We start from the raw sequence: 22152 nt of genomic DNA, 5'->3' as shown, positions 1-22152 counted from the left end.
TTTTGGTACTATTTAATAGTAGTTAATTTAAAATTAACAAAGGAAAGGAAGTAATACTATTTTACCTAATACTCATATTATAATAGCAAATAAACTTTGTGATAATCTAAAAAGGGATTATAATATTAAATTAAATAGAAAATGGCTTGCTTGGGGAGCTATATCTCCAGATATATTGCCACAGTATAAGATTGTGAGACATTACAAAGAATATAGTATAGATTTTTTGGTAAATGAAATAGTTAGTCTTATCTACCTGTCTAAAATTTTTGACTTTAAAAAGTTAGATAGGTTTAAGAAAAAATACTTCTCTAAAAAGCTTGGAGTTATTAGCCATTTTTTAAGTGACTATATGTGTTTGCCACATAAAGAGAACATGACTTTTGATAATTCTTTTAGAGAACATTGTAAATATGAAAAAGATTTAAATAAATTTGCTAAATCTCATTATTTTACAGAAGATGTTATTGAATTGGAGCCGATAGACTTATTTAAATCTGAAACGGTTAATCTTAAAGAATTGGTAATTAATTATATTGATAAGGTAGAAAGAGAATATTCAAAGAAGGTATCCTTTGGGCAGGACTTAGACTTTGCACTTAATTTAAGTTTTAACATGTCTTGTTTCATATTGGAAGTTGCAGAAGCTTTGGCAACAGAAAAAGAATTGAGGTACTCTTTTGTATTCTAATTGAAAAAATTAAAAGGAGGGACTATGCATCTTGCTAGAAAAAAAGAAGACAAGTTAAAAGACGAATTAAAGTCGAGATTTCTATATAAAGATGACTTAGACTCCTTATACCTTTTACTTTCTGTCATTGAATCTCAGTATAGATGTAACACGTTAAGGCCAAAGTATTCCTGTACAAAAAGGGCTTATAATGCTATGGGAAAGTTTTTTATTGACAGAGAAGATGTTGATGAAATAAAAGCTGCGGGAGTCAAAATATTAAATGATGACCTTTCCAGACTTGAATTTGCAATCTATCTTGAAGCGTATTCTTTAGGATATGAAGATTTACATTCTGTTAATATGGCGGAGAATTATATACTAACTAAAATTCCGGGTGAGGACATCAAAGGTAAGAAAAAGTTACTTCATACTTACAAGGATAAAGAAACGAGACAAGTTAAAAAGTGTATTGTAGATAATTTAAATGAGTACAAGGATTTTGAAGAGAATACGGAAGTACTTGTAAGAAAATTTTTTGATAAGATAATTAAGGATAAGATATATTATTTAAACAAATACTTAGATAAGCAGTTAATCTTTCGTTTTGATGGAGTTAACACATATATCGTAGAAGAAAGATTTATAACTTTAAAAGAACTGGAATTATTATTTGATAAATTATTAAAAACTTATATGCGCTCAATCAAATTCCTTAGTAAAGAAGCTATATGGTATGGAGTTAATGACAGAGTTCTAAGTAGATACTAAGAGGGGTTACCCTCTTTTTATTTTGTCATATAATTATATGGTAAAATTATAATGAGGTGTTATTTTTGAGAGTTTTAGGAATAGATCCAGGTATAGCTATAGTTGGATATTCTATTTTGGATTTTGAAAACAATAAATTTAAATTAATTGAATATGGTTGTGTTACTACATCATCTACGTCTCCACTTACGGAAAGACTTAAATTTATATATACGGAGATGGAAAATATTATAAGGGAATTTAAACCACAGGACATGGCTATAGAGGAACTTTTTTTTAATAAGAATGTTAAAACAGCCATAACCGTGGCACAGGCAAGAGGTGTGGAAATTCTTTCTGGTATTAATAATGGTCTTTCAGTTTATGAATATACGCCTCTTCAAGTGAAACAGGGTATTGTAGGGTATGGAAGAGCGGATAAATTTCAAGTTCAGCAGTCGGTTAAAAACTTACTTAGACTTGATCATATACCTAAGCCAGATGATGCAGCAGATGCTATTGCTATTGCAATTTGTCACTGTTTTAGTAACAAGTTCAAAGATTTATACGAAGTGAGGTAAAAGATTGTACGCATATATTATTGGAGATGTTAAATCTATATTACAAGATGAGATTATAGTTGAAAACAATGGAATAGGTTATAGAATTTTTACGACTTCAAGTACAATTGCAGAGTTAAATACCTATGAGACTTTTAAGTTATATACTGAGTATATTGTAAGGGAAGATGGGGTCTACCTTTATGGATTTGCAACTGAGGAAGAGTTAGATTTGTTTAAACTTCTTATAAAAGTTTCGTCTGTAGGTCCAAAGGTTGCAATAGGACTACTTTCAACCTTGAATGCGAATGATATTAAATACTCTATTCACAACAATGACATAGAGCTTTTAACAAAAGCACCAGGAATTGGTAAAAAAACTGCAGGAAGGATTATCTTAGAGCTTAAAGATAAAATTGGACAAGATTTTAAAAAACCTGTTACCAAAGAAGTTGATAATGGATTTGATGATGACGACAATTTTGCACTTGAAGCACTAATCAATCTTGGATATGTAAAGAATGATGTTGAGAAGGTATTGAGAAAAATGGATCCAGATTTGAGATTGGAAGATAAGATTAAACTTGCAATGAAGAATTTAGAGAGTAAGAGGTGATATCCGTGGAAGATTCTAACGAGAGAATAGTTGGGAGAAATTTTATTTCCCAAGATGAAGTCATTGAAAACTCTTTAAGACCTAAGTGGATGGGAGAATATATTGGTCAAGACAAGGCAAAGGAAAAGCTTCAAATTTTTATAAAAGCTGCAAGGGAAAGAGAAGAGGCATTGGATCATGTTTTACTTCATGGACCACCAGGACTTGGGAAGACCACATTGGCGAATATAATTGCAAATGAGATGGGAGTAAACCTTAGAATCACAAGTGGACCGGCAATAGAAAAGCCTTCTGACTTGGCATCTATTTTAACCAATTTACAAAAGGACGACGTTTTATTTATAGATGAAATTCACAGAATCAATCGATCCGTTGAAGAGGTGTTATACCCTGCAATGGAAGACTTTGCTCTCGATATAATCGTTGGCAAGGGACCTTCAGCAAGATCGTTGAGAATAGACTTGGAACACTTTACATTGATTGGAGCAACTACAAGGGCAGGACAGTTGACTTCTCCTTTAAGAGATAGGTTTGGAGTCCTATTAAACTTTGAGCTCTATTCAAATATGGACTTGGCAAAAATAGTTAAACGTTCTGCAGGTGTTTTGGATGTTGAAATTGATGAAGAAGGTGCTTTAGAAATTGCAAGAAGAAGTAGAGGAACTCCAAGAATTGCAAATAGACTTTTAAAAAGAGTTAGAGACTACGCACAAGTTCTATATGATGGAAAGATAGATAAGAATGTTGCAAACCTTGCACTTGATATGCTTGAAGTGGACAGCTTAGGACTTGATAGCGTAGACAAGAAGATAATTTTAACTATAATAAATAACTTCAACGGAGGTCCTGTTGGAGTTGATACCATTGCCGCATCAACGGGAGAGGAAAGTATAACCATAGAAGATGTTTATGAACCATATCTACTTCAAATAGGATTCTTAAACAGGACAAGTAGGGGTAGAATGGTTACGAAGAGAGCTTTCGAACATTTTGGAATAGAGTACAAGGAGTAGTGGTTTATTGAAAACAGATGATTTTGATTTTGATTTAGATGAGGATCTTATAGCTCAACATCCCATGAAAAATAGGGATGAGTCCAGGCTTATGGTCATGAATAGAACAAGTGGAGAAATTTCACACAAGAGATTTTATGATATTGTAGATTATTTAGAACCAGGAGATGTACTTGTGCTTAATGACACAAGGGTTATACCAGCAAGACTTTTTGGGAACAGACCAGATAAAGATGAGAAGATAGAAGTCCTTCTTGTAAAAAGAGAAGAAGATGATGTGTGGGAGACTTTGGTAAAACCAGGAAAAAAAATGAAACTTGGTTCTAACATAACATTTGGTGATGGCCTTTTGAAAGGTAAAGTTGTTGATATAAATGATGAAGGGAATAGATTTATAAAGTTTTTATATGAAGGAATCTTCGAAGAGATTTTAGATGAACTTGGTAATATGCCTCTTCCACCATATATCACTGAAAAACTTGAAGATAAAGAGAGATACCAAACGGTCTATGCAAAGCACGAAGGGTCAGCTGCGGCACCAACTGCGGGTCTACACTTTACGAAGGAACTTTTGAAAAGAATAGAAGAAAAGGGCGTTATTGTAAAATTTGTCACTCTTCATGTCGGCCTTGGCACCTTTAGACCTGTTAAAGTAGATGATGTTGAAAAGCATAACATGCACTCTGAAATGTATATAATGCCTAAGGACACAGCGGATGCGATAAATGAAGCTAAGAAAAATGGCAAAAAAATAATTGCCGTTGGAACGACATGCATTAGAACACTCGAGTCGGTTTATAAAAAACATGGCGATATTAGAGAAGACAGCGGTTGGACTGATATATTTATATATCCTGGATTTGAATTTAAAGTTGTAGACAGTTTAATTACAAACTTTCACTTGCCAAAGTCAACACTTTTAATGCTTGTGTCAGCATTTTCAACTAAAGAAAATATTTTAAGGGCATATGATATTGCAGTAAAGGAAAGATATAGATTTTTCTCCTTTGGCGATGCAATGTTTATAAAGAGGGATTAGTATGATTAGTTATGAAATAGAAAAAAAATCGTCAAATACCAAGGCGAGGGCAGGTGTAATTCACACTCCCCATGGTGATATAAAAACACCTGTGTTTATGCCCGTTGGGACTAAGGCGACAGTTAAGACGATGACTCCAGAGGAGTTAAAGGACATAGGAGCTCAGATAATACTTGGAAACACATACCACCTATACTTAAGACCTGGGCAAGAGGTTTTAAGACAGGCTGGTGGACTTCATAAGTTTATGAACTGGGACAGGCCAATACTTACAGACTCTGGTGGCTTTCAAGTATTTAGTCTAAATAAAAATAGGATTATTAATGAAGAAGGCGTAGAATTTCGATCCCATATAGATGGATCAAAACACTTTATATCACCAGAAAAGTCCATGGAGATTCAAAATGACATTGGATCTGACATAATGATGGCATTTGATGAATGTGCACCATATCCATCAAGCTATGACTATATAAAACATTCTACTGAGAGAACTTTAAGATGGCTTGAGAGATGTAAAGAGTATCACAAAAACACCGAAAAGCAATCACTTTTTGGAATTGTTCAAGGTGGAATGTACAAGGATCTTAGAAAGTTTTCTGCAATAGAATCTGCAAAACTTGACTTACCTGGATACTCAATCGGGGGGCTATCTGTAGGAGAGCCAAGGGAGCTTATGATTGAAATGTTAAATTATACAACTCCATTTATGCCAGAAAACAAACCGAGATACTTAATGGGTGTGGGAAGCCCTGATTATCTTTTTGAAGCTGTTGAAGCTGGTGTAGATATGGCAGACTGTGTACTACCTACAAGAATTGCAAGAAACGGCACAGCAATTACAAGCCATGGAAGAGTTGTCATGAAAAATGCAAAATACAAAAATGACTTTAGTCCACTTGATAGTGAATGTGATTGTTATACATGCAGAAACTATTCTAAGGCCTATATAAGACATTTGTTAAATGTAAATGAAATATTAGGTGCAAGGCTATTGACAATTCACAACTTATCATTTTTAATAAATATGATGGATAATATTAGAAATTCAATTCTTGAGGATAACTTCCTTGAGTATAAAAATGAATTTTATGAAAAATATGGTTATGAATACCATAAGTAAAGGAGGAGAATATGCCACAACAACAAATAATTAGCTCAATAGGATTTATGGTAATTGTCTTTGCAGCGATGTACTTTTTTATGATTAGACCTACTCAAAAGAGGGAAAAAGAAGTTAATAAGATGAGAGAAAATCTTAAAGTAGGAGACAATATCATTACAATCGGTGGAATCAAAGGTAAAATAATTAAAATCGGAGATGATTTTGTAGTAATTGAAAGTTCAAACTCAAAGACTAAATTAGAGTTTGTAAAATCTGCAATAGGTACTGTTATTACAAGCGATGCTAATGTTAAAAATGAAACTGAAGAAGAAAAAGAAGAAGTTAAATAAATAAAAAGGGAAAGATAAGATATTTTTAAAATAACTTATCTTTTTTTGGTGGAAAATGAATAAGTGGTTAATTAAGGCAGCAAATAAGGAATATAAAAAAATTGCAAAAGATTTTAATATAAATGAAGTTCTCGCAAAAATTATTGCAAATAGAAATGTTTGCTATGAAGATATACCAAAGTATTTAGATCCAACTTATGAAAACTCAATGCATGATCCTTTTTTGATGAAGGATATGGACAAAGCTGTTGAGATATTAATTGAAGCAATAGATTTAAATAAACATATAAGAATAGTTGGAGATTATGACCAAGATGGGAACTCTTCTACTATGACATTAATGGATGGATTATTATTATTTACTGAAAATTTATCCTATGCAATACCCCATAGAATTGAAGATGGCTATGGAATTTCAAAGAGAATTGTAGAAAATGCCAAGGAAGATGGGGTTGATTTAATTATAACCTGTGACAATGGTATAAGTTCCTTTGAACCAGTGAAATTTGCAAGAGAACTCGGAATGGATATAATCGTAACAGATCACCATCAAGTGACAAAAGATGAAAATGGTATGGATATACTTCCAGAAGCAAATGCAGTATTAAATCCAAACAGAAGTGATTGTAACTATCCATTTAAAAAGCTCTGTGGTGCAGGTGTTGCATTTAAGTTGATGCATGCACTCTACTTAAAAATAGATGGGGATTTGGACTACTTAATGGACCTTCTTGAATATGTTGCTATGGGTACTGTTGCGGATATTGTAGAACTTTTAGATGAAAATAGATTTTTTGTAATGGAAGGACTTAAAAAAATTCACAAGACAAATAACTATGGTATAAAAGCACTTATTAGAGAGACAAAGCTTGAACAAGAGAGCATTGATGTATATAAGATAGGATTTATACTTGGTCCATGTATTAATGCGGCAGGAAGACTTGACACTGCAACCCTTGGCATAGAATTATTCTTGGAAGAAAATCTTGAAAGAATTGATGAACTTGCAAAGAGGCTTGTAGAGTTAAACAACGAGAGAAAAGCTTTGACAGAAGATGGAGTAAAGCTTGTTATGGGAAAGGTAGAAAGCGAGGAGCTTTATAAAAAAGACATCATCTTAGTGTGTGAAAAGTCGATTCATGAGTCCCTGGCAGGTATAATTGCAGGACGTGTTAAAGAGTTTTATAACAGACCAACAATAGTATTTACTTCAGCAAGTGACGAAGGAGTATTAAAGGGCTCTGGAAGAAGCATTTCAGAGTACGATATGTATAAAAATATATTTCCATATAAAGAGATGCTAAAGTCCTTTGGTGGACACCCAATGGCATGTGGTCTTTCAATATATGAAGAGAACTTTGAGTTGTTCTATTCAAGTCTATTAGAGTCTTCAAAACTTACACAAGAAGACTTGATTCCTAAAAAGTACATTGACAGTCAGCTCTATATTGACAAGATAACATTTGAAATTGTGGAGCTTATTAACAAATTGGAACCTTATGGAGCAGGTAATCCAAAGCCTGTTTTTGGAGATAGAAATATTGAAGTGCTTGATATGAAAATTCTTGGCAAAAATGAAAACACTTTAAAACTTCAACTGAAGGCCAAGGGAAGAAAGCTTGATGGTATTATGTTTTCAAACAAGGAAAAGATAAAAGTTATATACGATTATGTTTCTTCAAAGGCAAATAATAAAAATCCTTTTATAGATATAATCTACTATCCTGACATAAATGAATTTATGGGAAATAAGAATCTTCAAGTAAGAATCTTAGATCTTCGTTAAATTGAATATTAAATAAAAATATGATAATATTATGGTATTATTTAATGCGATGGAGATGTGTAAAATGCTTGATGATTTGCTTCAAAAAATAGAATCTTATAATCCAGATGTAGATAAAGAACTTATAACAAGAGCATATGATCTGGCTGAAAAATTACATGAAGGTCAGTTTAGAAGTTCAGGAGAACCTTATTTTATACATCCGGTTGCAGTTGCAAATATATTAGCGGATTTAAATATGGATGACGAGACAATTGTTGCAGGACTTTTACATGATGTAATTGAAGATACTGCAATAACGAACGAAGAACTGTCTGAAATATTTGGCGAAGAGATTACACTTTTGGTTGAAGGTGTAACAAAGCTTAATAAAATATATTATAAGTCCAAACAAGAAAACCAAGCTGAAAATCTTCGTAAAATGGTCTTGGCGATGTCTAAAGATATCAGAGTTATAATTGTGAAATTAGCGGATAGACTTCATAATATGAGAACTCTTGAATACATGGAGAGAACAAAGCAAATAGAAAAGGCGACAGAAACTTTAGAAATCTATGCCCCATTAGCTCATAGGCTTGGTATTAGTACTGTTAAATGGGAACTGGAAGATTTGAGTTTAAGGTACTTAGAACCAAAAATATATTATGATTTGGTTGAAAAGGTAAAACTAAAACGAAGAGAAAGAGAATCCTTTATTCAAGATATAATTTCTGTTTTGAATTTGGCAATGGAAGAACTTGGAATCACTGGAGAGATAAGTGGAAGACCTAAAAGTATCTACAGTATATATCGTAAGATGTATCAACAGGGCAAAGCTTTTGAAGAAATCTTTGACTTGTCTGCAGTAAGGGTAATAACTGATAGTATTAAGAATTGCTATGGAGTTCTTGGTGCGGTGCATACTCTGTGGAAGCCTATTCCAGGTAGATTTAAAGACTATATAGCTATGCCTAAACCAAATCTATATCAATCGCTTCACACCACTGTTATTGGTCCTCGTGGAGAGATATTTGAAGTGCAGATTAGAACCTATGAAATGCATAGGACTGCAGAATATGGTATCGCAGCCCATTGGAAGTACAAGGAAGGAACAAGTGGGAAGAAATCTTCTCTTGATGAAAAACTTGCTTGGATTAGAGAACTTATGGAATGGCAAAAGGACATGTCTGACTCAAGGGAGTTTATTAATTCCTTTAAAGAGAACTTCACTTCTGATGAAGTCTTTGTATTCTCTCCAAAGGGAGATGTAATTGAACTTAGAGAAGGTTCTACACCAATAGATTTTGCCTATAGAGTCCACTCTGCAGTTGGAAATAAATGTGTTGGTGCTAAAGTAGATGGAAGAATTGTACCTTTGACATATAAATTAAAGACTGGAAATATTGTAGAGATCTTAACCTCAACAACTTCGTCGGGACCGAGCATGGACTGGCTTAAGATTGTAAAAACATCTCAAGCAAGACAAAAGATTAAACAGTATTTCAAAAAGAAAGAAAGAGACAGCAATATCATTAAAGGTAGAGATATGCTTGAAAAAGAAGTTAGAAAGCAAGGTTATACTTTTAATGAAATTCTAAAAGAAGATTGGCTTATTAATGTAATGGAGAGGATGAAATTTAATTCTCTTGATGATATGTATGCATCAATAGGATTTGGAACTACACCATTAACACAGATACTTCCTAAATTAAAAGAACTTCATAGAGAATATTATAAAACTGAAGAAGCTGAAGAAGAGAAGCCAGAGATAGAATTAAGAAATGTTCCTGAAAGTTCAGAACATGGAATAGTGCTTAAAGGTGTAGATAATATTCAAATCAAGATTGCAAAGTGTTGTAACCCTGTTCCAGGTGACGAAATTGTAGGATATATTACAAGAGGTAGAGGAGTTTCAGTTCATAGAAAAGATTGCTCCAATATATCAAACATAGATCCAAATAGACTTATAGATGTGTATTGGGATGCTGATGATGAGTCAACTTATAATGTTGAAATTCAGATTATTGCATTTGATAGATTTGGATACTTGGCGAATTTGACATCTAAGATATCAGAACTTGGTACAGATACAAAGGGAATGAATGTTATAAAGAACAAGGATAAGACATATACTATAAATATAATTGTGGAAGTAAGTCACACTCAACAGGTGAAGGACATTCTACAAGCACTTAGAAGTATAAAGGGAACATTGGATGTTTATAGGGTGACAGCATAATGAGAGCAGTTATACAAAGAGTAAAAAGAGCTTCTGTAACTGTAGAAGAGGAGAAAATTTCCGAAATTTCCAAGGGGTTTTTAATTCTTCTTGCGGTCCATGAAGAGGATACAAAAGAGGATATGGACTATATTCTCAAAAAAGTTTCAAAGCTTCGTGTGTTTGAAGATGAAGAAGGTAAGATGAACCTCTCCATTCAAGACATTGGTGGAGAATTTTTGGTTGTATCCCAGTTTACCCTCTACGGTGATGCAAGACGTGGAAATAGACCAAGCTTTATAGAATCTGCCAAACATGAGAAAGCAAATGAATACTATGAAGAGTTTGTTAAAGAATTAAGGGAAGCAACTGGTCTAAAGGTTGAAACTGGGGAGTTTGCTGCAGACATGCAGGTGGAGCTTATTAATGACGGACCTGTTACAATTCAACTGGACAGTAGCAAAATATATTAGGAGTGAATATGGAAGTATTAAAGATTGAAACAAGAAGACTTATAGAAAATATTTATATTCTAATCGAAGGTGATGGTGCAATTATTATTGACCCAGGATATGAATTTGATGCACTTGTGGATCTGATTGAAAACAGGGATTTAAAACTTGAAAAGATTCTTTTAACTCATGGCCACGGAGATCATATAGCCTCTTGTGAAAAACTTAGAGCTAAGTACAACACACCTATCTATGCCCACGAAAAAGAAAAAGAATTATTGCTTAATCCAAATTTGAATTTAAGTTCTACAATGTATGGAGATATAAGTTTAGAGGCGGATTTTTATGTAAATGAAGATACAGAAGCTTATTTTAACGAACACAAAATAGAATTTATATATACACCAGGTCACACCATAGGAAGTCAATGTATTAAAATTGGGGAAAATCTTTTTACAGGCGATACCTTGTTTAGAAACTCCATAGGAAGAACAGACCTTCCTACAAGTAGTTCTGAAGATATGAAAAATTCACTTGAAAAAATAAAATTATTGGATGATGACTTGATAGTTTATCCAGGACATAACTCAAGCAGTACCATTGGAGATGAAAAGAAATACAATCAATTTTTAATTTGATATTTCCATTAAAATATGATAATATTTCTATAAATTTGATATTTACGTTGAAGAAGAGGAGTAAATTAAAAATATTTTTCAGAGAGGAAGAGTTTGGTGAAATCTTCTAAATGTTATAATTGAAGGTTGCTTTGGAGTAAAGTTGATTACTTTATAATCATTTGAGTGTCATTGAATAATGAAAATTAGGTGGTAACACGGAACCTTTCGTCCTAAGTGGATGGAAGGTTTTTTTATTATAATCATAGACAATAAAAGAAATTGAGAAGAAGGGGAGAAAAATGAAAAATTTAGAAAAAACTTATGATCCCAAATCATTTGAAGAAAAAATTTACAAAACATGGAAGGATAATGGATATTTTAGAGCAGAAGTGGATAAGGATAAAAAGCCTTTTACAATTGTTATGCCACCACCAAATGTTACTGGTGTACTACACTTGGGACATGCACTAAACAATACATTACAAGATATTCTTATAAGAAGAAAGAGAATGCAAGGCTATAGTGCCCTTTGGATACCAGGAACAGACCACGCAAGTATTTCAACTGAAATGAAGGTTGTTCAAAAGATTGAATCTGAAGGAAAAAGTAAAAAGGATTTAGGAAGAGAAAAGTTTTTAGAAGAGGCTTGGGACTGGACTGAAATTTATGGTGGAAATATAAAAAAACAACTTCAAAAGCTTGGAGTTTCATGTGACTGGTCAAGAGAGGCCTTTACACTTGACGAACATCTTTCAGATGCGGTTTTAGAAGTATTTATAAAGATGTATAAGGAAGGTCTTATATATAGAGGTGACCGTATTGTAAACTGGTGTGTGTCATGTGGTACAGCTATATCTGACGCAGAAGTTGAACATGTTGATGAAGACGGAAAGCTTTGGCATATAAAGTATCCTTTTAAGGATGAAGATGACTATATAGTAATTGCCACTACAAGACCTGAAACAATGCTTGGTGACTTGGCTGTTGCTGTTAATCCTGAAGATGGAAGATATAAAGATATTGTTGGGAAAAAAATATTATTGCCTCTTGTAGAAAGAGAGATTCCTATAATCGCAGACGAATATGTAGAAATGGAATTTGGTACAGGTATGGTAAAAATTACTCCATCCCACGACCCTAACGACTTTGAAGTTGGTGAACGACATAATCTTGGGCAATGTATCGTAATAGATGAAACAGGACATATATCTGAAGGCTACGGAAAATACTCTGGAATGGAGAGAATTGAAGCAAGAAAAGAAATGATTAAGGACTTGGAAAAACTTGGTCTAATTGAAAAGATAGAAGACCATAATCACGCAGTAGGACACTGTGAAAGATGTGGAACAGTTATTGAACCTGTTGTATCAAAACAATGGTTTGTTAAAATGGGAAAATTTGCCAAGGAAGCTCTTGAGGCCTATGAAGATGGAAAGCTTAACCTAATTCCAAGTAGACTTGGTAAAACCTATGAAAACTGGCTTACAAATACAAGAGACTGGTGTATTTCAAGACAACTTTGGTGGGGCCACAGAATCCCAGTTTATTATTGTAAAGACTGTGGAGAAGTGATTGTATCCAAAGAACATGTTGATACTTGTCCAAAGTGCGGAAGTGCAAATGTTGTTCAAGATCCAGACACATTAGACACTTGGTTTTCATCTGCACTATGGCCTTTCTCAACTTTAGGTTGGCCACAAGAGACTGAAGATTTAGAATATTTCTTCCCGACAAATGTACTTGTAACAGGATATGACATAATTTTCTTCTGGGTTATTAGAATGGTATTTTCATCAATATACAACATGGGAGAGCTACCTTTTAAAGATGTATACTTTACTGGACTTATTCGTGACTCTCAAGGAAGAAAGATGTCTAAGTCGCTGAACAATGGTATTGACCCATTAGAAGTTATCGACAACTATGGAGCAGACGCCCTTAGATTTACCCTTGTAACTGGTAACTCTCCAGGAAATGACATGAGATTTTACATGGAGAGGGTAGAAGCTAATAGAAACTTCGCAAACAAACTTTGGAATGCAACAAGATTTATCTTTATGAATCTAAAAGAAGAAAAGATAAAAGATATTAAAGATGTTAAGTTAGAAGTTGAAGATAAGTGGATAATATCTGAATTAAATAGTTTGATTAAAAATGTTGATCAAAATATAGATAAGTACGAAATAGGTCTTGCTGCTGATAAGATATATGATTTTATTTGGAATGAATTCTGTGACTGGTATATTGAACTTGTAAAGCCAAGACTATATGAAGGTGGCAACGAAGAGTCTGAAGTGGCAGCGCAGTCAACCTTAATCCATGTGTTAGGCAATGTTATAAAACTACTTCATCCATTTATGCCATATATCACAGAGGAGATTTACTCAATTATGCCGAATAAAAATGATATGTTAATAAATGAAACTTGGCCTGAATATGATAGTTCATATAACTTTGAAGAAGAGGTTGAAGAGATAGAAATATTAATTGAAACTACAAAGGCAATTAGAAATGCAAGGGCAGAGCTTGATATTGCACCAAGCAAGAAGGCAGATTTGTTTATTTTAGTTGAAAATGACGAAATTAAAACAAAACTTGAAAATATTGCTCATCACTTTAAGACAGTTGCTTCAGTTTCTGAGACTCATTTTGCAGACAAAGATTTGACTTCAGAAGACTCTATATCCATAGTACAAAATGGTTTTAAGGGCTTTATACCTCTTGATGAACTCATAGACTATAGCAAAGAACTTGACAGACTTACAAAGGAACAAGACAGACTTGCAGGAGAAATTAAGAGGGCAGAAGGAAAGCTTTCTAACAAAAACTTTGTGGACAAAGCTCCAGAAAAAGTTGTTTCAGAAGAGAGAGAAAAACTTGAAAAGTATATTTCAATGAAAGAAGAAGTTGACACAGCACTACAAAAGGTGAAAGAAAAGGTAAATGGAATATAAACAAGCTCTTGATTTAATAGAAAATGTTAATTATGGGCATAGTGAGGACTCTTCTAATTTTAAAAGAGTCCTTAGAAAGCTCAAACTTAACATAGATGAAAGTAAAATAATTCAAATCGCCGGTACAAATGGCAAGGGCTCAGTTGGAACTTTTTTATCAACTCTTTTAAAAGAGCAGGGTCATAAAGTAATGCATTTTTCATCTCCTCATTTAGAAAAGTACGAGGAGAGAATAAAAATAGATTCAAAACCAATTTCAGAAGAGGTTTTAATCAAAAATGTTGAAGAAATTTTAGAAAAAATAGAAACCGAAGACCTAAAGAGTTTAAATTATTTTGAAGTTTCATTTCTCCTTGCCCTAAAGGTATTTGATAATGAAAGGCCTGACTATTTTGTAGTTGAAACTGGCATTGGTGGAAGATTTGATATTACAAATATCTTTGACTCGAATCTACTAAGTATTATTACTACAATTGACTTCGACCATCAGGATAGGCTTGGAAATACTTTGGAAGAGATTGCCTACCACAAGGCTGGAATAATAAAAGAAAATGGCAAAGTGATTTCATTTGAGCACGAAGACTCTGTAGATGAAGTTATTTTAAAGGAAGCAAAAAATAAAAATGCAGAACTAAAATTTTTGAAAAATACAGATTATATTGCAAAAGAAATTTCATATAGCGGTTCAAAGTTTGAGTATATGGGTATAGACTTTGAAACAAAGGTTTTAGGAACTTACCAAATATCAAATATTTGCCTCGCTATTTTAGCACTTAATGAAATAATTAAAAACCCAGATGTTCAAAAAATCAAATCTGCAGTCAAAGAGCTTTACTTTGAAGGTAGAATGGAAGTTTTGAAAAAGAATTCACTTATAATAGTGGACGGAGCTCATAACTTTGAAGGTTTAAGAGCTTTAAGAGAAAATGTTGAAAGGCTTAACCTAAAAGATTTTAATCTCGTTATTGGATCCATGAAGGATAAAAATATTATCGACCATCTGGAAGATATAATAAAATTTTCAAAGAGAGTTATAATTACTAAAATTGATTATGAAAGGGCAATGGAGCCAAAAGAGTTTGCTAAGAAGCTGGGAGAGTATAATAAAGAAATCGTAATAACAAATAGCATTGAAGAGGCTTGTAGCTTTATTAGAGATGAAATTTTACCAGGAGAAAAAATTATCATAACCGGTTCCCTTTATTTAATCGGAGAATTTAAAAAACATTTAAAGGATGAGTAATATGGAAAACAAAAAAGAAGTTGTACTTTTTAGTCGTGAAGAAATATCAAAGAGAGTTAAAGAGCTGGGAAGAGAAATATCACAACATTACAATGGTGAAGAGGTTATAATAATCCCTGTTTTAAGGGGAGGATTTGTTTTTGCAGCAGATCTTATAAGAGAACTTGAGATTCCAGTTGTGGTTGACTTTGCAATAACTTCATCATATGAGTCAAGAGAGGAAAGCTCAGGACAGGTAAATATAATAAGTGACATTAGAGAAGACATCGAAGGTAAAAATGTTTTAATTGTTGATGATATTATGGACTCTGGTCATACACTTAAGAATTTAAAAGAGCTATTTGGTAAAAGAAATCCAAAGTCTCTTAATGTATGTGTTCTACTTGATAAGCCAAGCAGAAGACAAGTTCATATAAAACCAGAATTTAGAGGATTTGAAATTGAAGACGTGTTCATAGTTGGATATGGACTAAATTATGGCAAAAATTACAGAAATATACCATATATTTTCAGTTGGGAAGATATAGATGTATAATGAATTTTCAAATGTCTATGACAGACTTGTTTTTGACATAGACTATGAAAACTATAGTGAAATAATAAAACAAAATGTAGATTTTAAAGAGAACATGAGCATCCTTGAAATAGGAATTGGAACGGGAAATATGACAAAGTACTTTATAGAAAATTCAAAAGAGTATTTTGGACTGGACCCAAGCGTAGAGATGTTAGAAATTGCTTCCAATAAGCTAATTGAACACTCAAATATAAAGTACCTAAACATTGGTATAGAAGATTTGGAAGTGAATGAGTATTTTGATTTTGCATTTTCAACATTGGACACTATAAACTATTTAAAAGATTATGGTACTGTGAAGAAAAGTTTTGAAAATGTTTATAACTCCTTGAAATATGGATCATATTTTTCTTTTGATATAAACTCTTTGGACAAAATAGAAAATGTTCTTGGAGACAATAGCTATGTGTACGAGTACAAAAATATTTTTTACACATGGCAAAACGAATACGATTATGAAAGTAAAGAAGTTGATATGACTCTTGACTTCTTTGTAGAAGAAGACGGAAGGTATAATAGGATTACTGAGTATCAACATCAAAAATATTATTCTCCTAAAATCTTAAAAGAGATGCTCGCTGAAATAGGATTTAAAAATATTATTATTAAAGATTTTGATACAGGAGAAGAGATAGAAGAATTTACTCAAAGAATACTTATAGTTTGTCAAAAATAAAAAATTTTAAAGAGACACTTAGGTGGAGACGCTTAGGTGTCTTTTTAATTTGAAAAAATTTGTTAATAGCATTTACTTAATTGAAAATAATAAATAATGTTATATAATTAAATTACATATAGTACTAAAAACTGAATTTATTTTACTGGATATAACTATGATAGGAATGATAATATGAAATTAGGATTTGTTGATGTGGGTGGAGGAACAAGAGGAATTTATGGGGCAGGTGTCTTCGACTATTTGATGGAAGAAGGGATTGTAGGAGACTATTTTATTGGAGTCTCTGCAGGGTCTGCAAATGGAGCATCTTATCTCGCAAATCAAATGGGAAGAAATTTTGTATTTTATAATGAGTATGCCTTTAGGAAAGAGTATATGAGTATGAAAAATTTTATAAAAAAGGGTTCTTACATAGACCTTGATTATATTTATTACACTCTTAGTAAAGAGAATGGAGAATATCCTCTTGACTATGAAAAAGTGATTGAAAGTGATATGGAATTTGAAATCGTTACCACCAATGCAAATACTGGAAAACCTGTATATTTCAATAAGCAAGATCTTTCACAAGACCATTACGATCCTATTAAAGCCTCTTGTTGTGTACCAGTTATATGTAAGCCATATTTTATTAATAAAACTCCATATTTTGACGGAGGACTAAGTGATCCAATTCCATTTAGAAAAGCTTTTGAAGCTGGATGTGACAAAGTGATTATAATCCTTACAAGACCAAAGAATTACTTTAGAAAGTCTAAAAGGGATAAAAAATTGGCAAGATTTTTAAAAAGACAATATCCAAAATCGGAAGAAGCTCTAAAAAATAGGGCAAGGGTTTACAATAATTCGCTAATGGAAGCTATTGAACTTGAAAAGAAGAATAAAGTAATTATAGTAGCTCCAAAAGATATATCAGATTTAAAAACCCTTACGCAAGATCATGAAAAACTTGAAAAATTATATGAAATGGGGAAAAAGGATGCAAAAAAATTGTTAACTGTACAGAATTTAGAGAGATACTAAATATAATTAATAAAGGGTTGGAGGAAGTTATGGGCAATTTTAAAAGAAAAATGGTTTATTATAAAGATAAAATATTTGAAAAAAACGAAGAAGTTGTATTAAATGAGTCAGATGAAAAAGTTTCGAAGAGAATAAGAAAGATTCAGATAGTTGCTATAGTCTGTTTTGTATTAGCGATAATTGTAATCTTACTTACACGAAGTGGAAATTTTAGTGTGGATTCAATTACAGAAAATGCACAGGGGAATCCAAAGAAATCCATAACATCGCTTATGCTTTTATTTGCAATTAAAAGTTTAACCATTGTAATACCATTGCCATCACTTTATGTTGCAAGTGGAATTTTATTTTCTCCGATAAAAGCTGTTATTATAAGTTACTTGGGACTTGCAATAACCCTTACAATACCATTTGTATTAGGAAGATGGTCAGGATCTGATGAAATGGATTATATTAAAAATAAATATCCTAAAATAGATAAAGTAATCGAAATACAAGAGCGAAATGAATTTTTAGCAAGTTTTATAATTAGACTTATTGGATGGTTTCCATGTGATGTATTAAGTTTTTACTTTGGAGCTTGTAGAACGAATTATCTAAAATATATAACGTCATCACTTCTTGGATGTACTATTGGTGTAATTACAAATACCTTACTTGGAGATGTAATTTTGAATCCACTGTCATGGCAGTTTATAGTTTTACTTCTTTTAAAAATAGCTATTTCTGCATCTGTTATTGCTATTACATATCATGTAAATAAAGAAAAGAAGTCTAAATAATAAAAATTTTATAAAGTAATAAATACAATGGCACTTGATATTTAAAACTTAATATCTGTCAAAAACAAGACAATTCTTGCTATATAAAAAGATATATGATATATTAATAAAGTACAGTAAATAAAGCTGTTAGTTATTTATTGGTTAAATTTTTTGGAGGAACAAAATGGCAAAAGGTAAAGTAAAATGGTTTAATGCAACTAAAGGATTTGGATTTATTTCTACAGAAGAAGGCGAAGACGTTTTCGTTCACTATACCGCTTTAGAAGATAACGGTGAATTCAGAACTTTAGACGAAGGACAAGAAGTTGAATTCGAAATAGTTGAAGGAACTAAAGGTCCTCAAGCTTCTAATGTAGTAAAATTATAATATAAATTTTTTTAGAAGTATGACTTAGCCCCTGTAAAGGGGCTTTTGCATTTCTTAAATTAACTAATTGATATTATAAAAATATTTAGTGATAAGCTTTGGGCTTGTAAATAAAATAATAAGGATGATAGAATGGTTCAATTATATAGATATTTAAATGAGAAGGAAACATTAAGTTTTTTTATAATAGACTCAACTGACCTTGTAGAAGAGATGAGACAAGTTCATAATACTTCAACCACAGCAACAGCAGCTCTTGGAAGACTTTCAACAATGGCATCATTAATGGGATCAGAAATTAAAAACGAAAAAGAGAGAATAATTTTAAAAATTCAAGGAGATGGTCCAGCAGGACTACTGGTATCTGAAATAAATTACAGAGGAGATATAAGATCCTATATCCAAAATCCAGAGATTGATATACCTTCAATTGAGGGAAAACCAAAGCTTGATGTCGGAGGTTTTGTAGGGCATAATGGAAATTTGGTTGTAACAAGGGATCTTGGATTTGGAGAGCCTTATAATGGATATACTGAACTTGTAAATGGAGAAATTGCTGAAGATTTTGCAAAATATTTTTATTCATCATATCAAATGCCTACAGTTGTAAGTTTAGGTGTACTTGTTGATGTCGATTATACCGTAAAATCTGCAGGTGGATTATTTATTCAAGCTCTTCCTAATTACGATGATGAAGATTTGGATATGCTTGAAAAAGCTTTAAAAAACTTTCCTCCAATAAGTTCCATCTTTGCTTCAAAAGAGACTCCTCAAGAAGTTATTGAAAAATACTTTAAAGAGTTTAATCCAAAGTTAGTTGGAATTGACGAGAGAAGATATAAATGTTCATGCAATCGTGAAAAGATTGAAAAATTAATAATCTCCCTTGGTAATGAAGAAGTAAAAGAGATTATTGAAGAAGAAGGAAAAGTTGAAATAAAGTGCAGTTACTGCAATAAGATGTATGAATTTTCAAAGGATGAAGTAAAGGAAATCTATGATAATCTAAAATAAAAATGGCGCACCAGAGAGGATTCGAACCCCCAACACACGGTTCCGGAAACCGATGCTCTATCCTTTGAGCTACTGGTGCGTACAAAATTATTCTATCATAGAGCAAAAATAATTACAGCAACATATTTTCATGATATAATAACTCTAATAGAGCAAAGGAGATATTATGAGATCAATTTTAGAAATGGTAAATGACAATATGGATAAAGTAGTAAAGGTTCCAATGTTTTGTGTTTTTGCAATGCTCATTGTAATTATTGTTTTCTTTTTTATAAAACGAGAGGGAATTGTAAAATATCTTTTTGGACTTTTATTACTTGCGGTGGCGATGGTTACATTTATAGTGGCAATAACAAATCTAACGGATCCAGTGGCGTTGTCTATGCTGGAATATTTTGTACTGTCCCTTGCAAGTGGAATAGTATCATTATGTACCGCATGGTTTTTAGACATATTCTTTGTAAAAAAGAGAAAGAGAAGAGAGCAAAAGGGATAGAAAAATCTAACCCTTTTTATTTTGCGTTTTTTATCTCTCTTATAAAGACAGAAGGATTAACCTTCTTATGCATTCTTTTTTTAGGCACCAATAGAGTTAAATGTTTCTTAGCTCTTGTTATGGCCACATAAAAAAGTCTTCTTTCTTCTTCACTGTCAACAACCCTCTCATCATATATTGGAAATTCGCCATCAACTAAGTCGGTTATGATTACATGGTCATACTCCAGCCCCTTTGATTGGTGTACTGTCGATACATATATTGGGTTTTCACTACCATGGCCAATTAAGTTCTTACTGCTTATATTTTCAATAAAAGTTTTTATTTCATATAAATCTTCATGATTTTCTGAAAGATTTAGTAAAATTTCTTGAACAAGATCTATGGAAAAATTTTCATAGTGTCTTTTTAAATAGTCTAAATATCCAGTATTAAAAAATATTTCTTCAAGCTTTCCCTTTAAATTAAATCTCCTTATTCTATTTAAAGAATTTGAAAAATCTACCAATATGTCTTTTTGATAGGATGGTAGTGAACAGTCTAAAAGAATTGTTTTAATAACACCTTCAGAGTTATCGGGAATTATTGAATATACGTAATCTTTTCTAAGGTATAGATTTAGTTTGTAATAGATTCTCTTAAATACATCCATATTATTTTTATCAATAGAAAGTTCTATTATGTCAATCAAATCAAGTAAAATTTCATTTAAAATATCTGATTTAAAGTTTAGTCTCTTTGTATAATGAATTTTATTTTCGTCTAATAGATTTATAACTGGGATTGCGTTTATATTGTTTCTGAACAATATACCAAGGGTTTCTCCTTTTTTAATATCCTTAAAGATGTAATTTAGTATATAATTATTTTGAACATTTAGATTTTTGACCTTTGCCAATGTTATTGGAAGATTTTGATTACTATTGGACTTAACTTCTTTTAAATATCTTTTTTTATTTTTCTGGATAAGGAAGTCAGAAAGTCGTACAATATCATTGGAAGATCTATAGTTAATGTTTAGATACATCAGGCTGATATCAGGGTATATATTTTGTATGTTAAGTAGGTATTGAGGATTTGCACCTCTAAAGGCATATATGGATTGATCATCATCTGCCACAATAAATAGATTATTATTTGGTTTGGCAATTTTTTCAAGTATTTTAAATTGGATTAATGAGGCATCTTGCCCTTCATCCAGTTGAATATACTTATAAAATCTTCTAACTGAATTTAAAACTTTTTCTTCAGATAATAAGATTTTATAGGCAAATGTAAGCATTTCATCAAAATCTATAAAATGATTTGCTTCTTTAAAAGAATCGTATTCCAATGCGATTTCTTTAAAAAAACTGTTGTTTTGAAAGTCATAATTTAATAAATTATTCTTAGCAAAAGAATAGTTAGTAAAGAAGGTGTCTAAGTCTTCTTTACTAAGATACTTATTATGATTCTGAGCTGAGATTCTATTAACAACAGCATATTTATTAAATTCGTGGCTTCCCTCAATAAGTCTAAAATTTAATTTTTTCTCTTTTGCATAAAATCTTATAATGCTATAACAAAAAGCATGTATAGTAGAAAATTTTGGTTTTAGAGATGAATTTAACTTAAAAAATCTACTTTCCATATCTAAAGCCTGAGTTTTAGAAAAAGTTAGATTTAATATTTGATTATCCTTAATTTTAAAGGTATTATTTAAGTAAACGATTCTATTTAGTAGCACAGTGGTTTTACCAGAACCAGGTACTGCAAGTACAAGAGCTGGACCTTGATTGTGCTCAATAGCAATTTTTTGCTGAGTAGATATCTTCATTTAATCACCTGAGTTGATTATAACAGAAAAAATATAAAAC

22 protein-coding genes, 1 tRNA gene and 1 other annotated feature are annotated in these 22152 nt (G+C 31.9%); of the genes, 21 read left to right on the top strand and 2 right to left on the bottom strand.

Annotated elements, in window-relative coordinates:
* Positions 1-58 precede the first annotated feature (58 nt).
* The 20 genes from BN2746_RS08405 to hslO all read left to right on the top strand — a co-directional run bounded on the left by BN2746_RS08405 (position 59) and on the right by hslO (position 19800).
* Positions 59-691, top strand: coding sequence for a zinc dependent phospholipase C family protein (locus BN2746_RS08405; protein ID WP_077064947.1), 633 nt, complete (start codon positions 59-61; stop codon positions 689-691).
* A 24-nt stretch (positions 692-715) separates the two neighbouring features.
* Positions 716-1441: a hypothetical protein gene (locus BN2746_RS08400; protein ID WP_055079336.1), complete on the top strand. Its 726-nt coding sequence runs from the start codon at positions 716-718 to the stop codon at positions 1439-1441.
* Between the two features lie 65 nt (positions 1442-1506).
* The gene (ruvC, locus tag BN2746_RS08395) at positions 1507-2001 is read left to right on the top strand and encodes a crossover junction endodeoxyribonuclease RuvC (RefSeq protein WP_055079335.1); all 495 of its coding nucleotides are present in this window, start codon (positions 1507-1509) and stop codon (positions 1999-2001) included.
* Between the two features lie 4 nt (positions 2002-2005).
* Positions 2006-2596 carry a Holliday junction branch migration protein RuvA gene (gene ruvA, locus BN2746_RS08390; RefSeq protein WP_055079334.1) on the top strand — a complete coding sequence of 197 codons (591 nt, stop codon included), beginning with the start codon at positions 2006-2008 and terminating at the stop codon, positions 2594-2596.
* A 5-nt stretch (positions 2597-2601) separates the two neighbouring features.
* Positions 2602-3609 (top strand): Holliday junction branch migration DNA helicase RuvB, encoded by a 1008-nt coding sequence (ruvB, locus tag BN2746_RS08385; protein ID WP_055079333.1) that lies wholly within the window; start codon positions 2602-2604, stop codon positions 3607-3609.
* 7 nt (positions 3610-3616) lie between these two features.
* Entirely contained in the window at positions 3617-4648 is a 1032-nt protein-coding gene (gene queA / locus BN2746_RS08380; RefSeq protein WP_055079332.1) for a tRNA preQ1(34) S-adenosylmethionine ribosyltransferase-isomerase QueA, read from the top strand.
* Position 4649: 1 nt separating this feature from the next.
* Positions 4650-5771, top strand: coding sequence for a tRNA guanosine(34) transglycosylase Tgt (gene tgt / locus BN2746_RS08375; RefSeq protein ID WP_055079331.1), 1122 nt, complete (start codon positions 4650-4652; stop codon positions 5769-5771).
* An 11-nt stretch (positions 5772-5782) separates the two neighbouring features.
* Positions 5783-6103, top strand: a complete 321-nt coding sequence (yajC, locus tag BN2746_RS08370; RefSeq protein WP_055079330.1) for a preprotein translocase subunit YajC — start codon at positions 5783-5785, stop codon at positions 6101-6103.
* 55 nt (positions 6104-6158) lie between these two features.
* Positions 6159-7889: a single-stranded-DNA-specific exonuclease RecJ gene (recJ, locus tag BN2746_RS08365; RefSeq protein WP_055079329.1), complete on the top strand. Its 1731-nt coding sequence runs from the start codon at positions 6159-6161 to the stop codon at positions 7887-7889.
* 64 nt (positions 7890-7953) lie between these two features.
* Positions 7954-10107, top strand: coding sequence for a RelA/SpoT family protein (locus BN2746_RS08360; RefSeq protein ID WP_148445414.1), 2154 nt, complete (start codon positions 7954-7956; stop codon positions 10105-10107).
* Positions 10107-10559, top strand: coding sequence for a D-aminoacyl-tRNA deacylase (dtd, locus tag BN2746_RS08355; protein ID WP_055079328.1), 453 nt, complete (start codon positions 10107-10109; stop codon positions 10557-10559). The genes BN2746_RS08360 and dtd overlap by 1 nt, the downstream gene beginning before the upstream one ends.
* 8 nt (positions 10560-10567) lie before the next feature.
* Positions 10568-11176, top strand: coding sequence for an MBL fold metallo-hydrolase (locus tag BN2746_RS08350; RefSeq protein ID WP_055079327.1), 609 nt, complete (start codon positions 10568-10570; stop codon positions 11174-11176).
* 38 nt (positions 11177-11214) lie between these two features.
* Positions 11215-11394, top strand: a binding site (T-box leader).
* Positions 11395-11457: 63 nt separating this feature from the next.
* Entirely contained in the window at positions 11458-14112 is a 2655-nt protein-coding gene (locus BN2746_RS08345; RefSeq protein WP_055079326.1) for a valine--tRNA ligase, read from the top strand.
* Complete coding sequence (locus BN2746_RS08340) at positions 14102-15355, top strand: bifunctional folylpolyglutamate synthase/dihydrofolate synthase (RefSeq protein ID WP_055079325.1); 1254 nt, start codon at positions 14102-14104, stop codon at positions 15353-15355. The genes BN2746_RS08345 and BN2746_RS08340 overlap by 11 nt, the downstream gene beginning before the upstream one ends.
* 1 nt (position 15356) lies before the next feature.
* On the top strand, positions 15357-15890 hold the full coding sequence (gene hpt / locus BN2746_RS08335) for a hypoxanthine phosphoribosyltransferase (protein WP_055079324.1): 534 nt from the start codon (positions 15357-15359) through the stop codon (positions 15888-15890).
* Positions 15883-16608: a class I SAM-dependent DNA methyltransferase gene (locus BN2746_RS08330; RefSeq protein WP_055079323.1), complete on the top strand. Its 726-nt coding sequence runs from the start codon at positions 15883-15885 to the stop codon at positions 16606-16608. Before hpt ends, BN2746_RS08330 begins: the two co-directional genes overlap by 8 nt.
* A gap of 174 nt (positions 16609-16782) precedes the next feature.
* Positions 16783-17634 (top strand): patatin-like phospholipase family protein, encoded by an 852-nt coding sequence (locus BN2746_RS08325; protein WP_055079322.1) that lies wholly within the window; start codon positions 16783-16785, stop codon positions 17632-17634.
* Between the two features lie 29 nt (positions 17635-17663).
* Complete coding sequence (locus BN2746_RS08320; RefSeq protein ID WP_055079321.1) at positions 17664-18416, top strand: TVP38/TMEM64 family protein; 753 nt, start codon at positions 17664-17666, stop codon at positions 18414-18416.
* Positions 18417-18582: 166 nt separating this feature from the next.
* On the top strand, positions 18583-18786 hold the full coding sequence (locus tag BN2746_RS08315) for a cold-shock protein (RefSeq protein ID WP_055079320.1): 204 nt from the start codon (positions 18583-18585) through the stop codon (positions 18784-18786).
* Between the two features lie 132 nt (positions 18787-18918).
* A complete protein-coding gene (hslO, locus tag BN2746_RS08310) occupies positions 18919-19800 on the top strand; it encodes an Hsp33 family molecular chaperone HslO (protein ID WP_055079319.1) in 882 nt (293 codons plus the stop codon).
* 3 nt (positions 19801-19803) lie between these two features.
* Here the strand turns inward: hslO and BN2746_RS08305 are convergent.
* Positions 19804-19879: transfer RNA gene (locus tag BN2746_RS08305), tRNA-Arg, on the bottom strand.
* A gap of 87 nt (positions 19880-19966) precedes the next feature.
* On the opposite strand from BN2746_RS08305, the gene BN2746_RS08300 reads away from it, so the two are divergent.
* Positions 19967-20296, top strand: a complete 330-nt coding sequence (locus BN2746_RS08300) for a hypothetical protein (protein WP_055079318.1) — start codon at positions 19967-19969, stop codon at positions 20294-20296.
* A 16-nt stretch (positions 20297-20312) separates the two neighbouring features.
* Here the strand turns inward: BN2746_RS08300 and BN2746_RS08295 are convergent, their stop codons facing one another.
* Positions 20313-22112, bottom strand: a complete 1800-nt coding sequence (locus tag BN2746_RS08295) for an ATP-dependent helicase (protein ID WP_055079317.1) — start codon at positions 22110-22112, stop codon at positions 20313-20315.
* Positions 22113-22152: the final 40 nt, after the last annotated feature.

The organism is Lagierella massiliensis, assembly GCF_001407835.1.
GTDB lineage: Bacteria > Bacillota > Clostridia > Tissierellales > Peptoniphilaceae > Mediannikoviicoccus > Mediannikoviicoccus massiliensis.
This window is presented reverse-complemented; position numbering and strand designations above follow the sequence as displayed.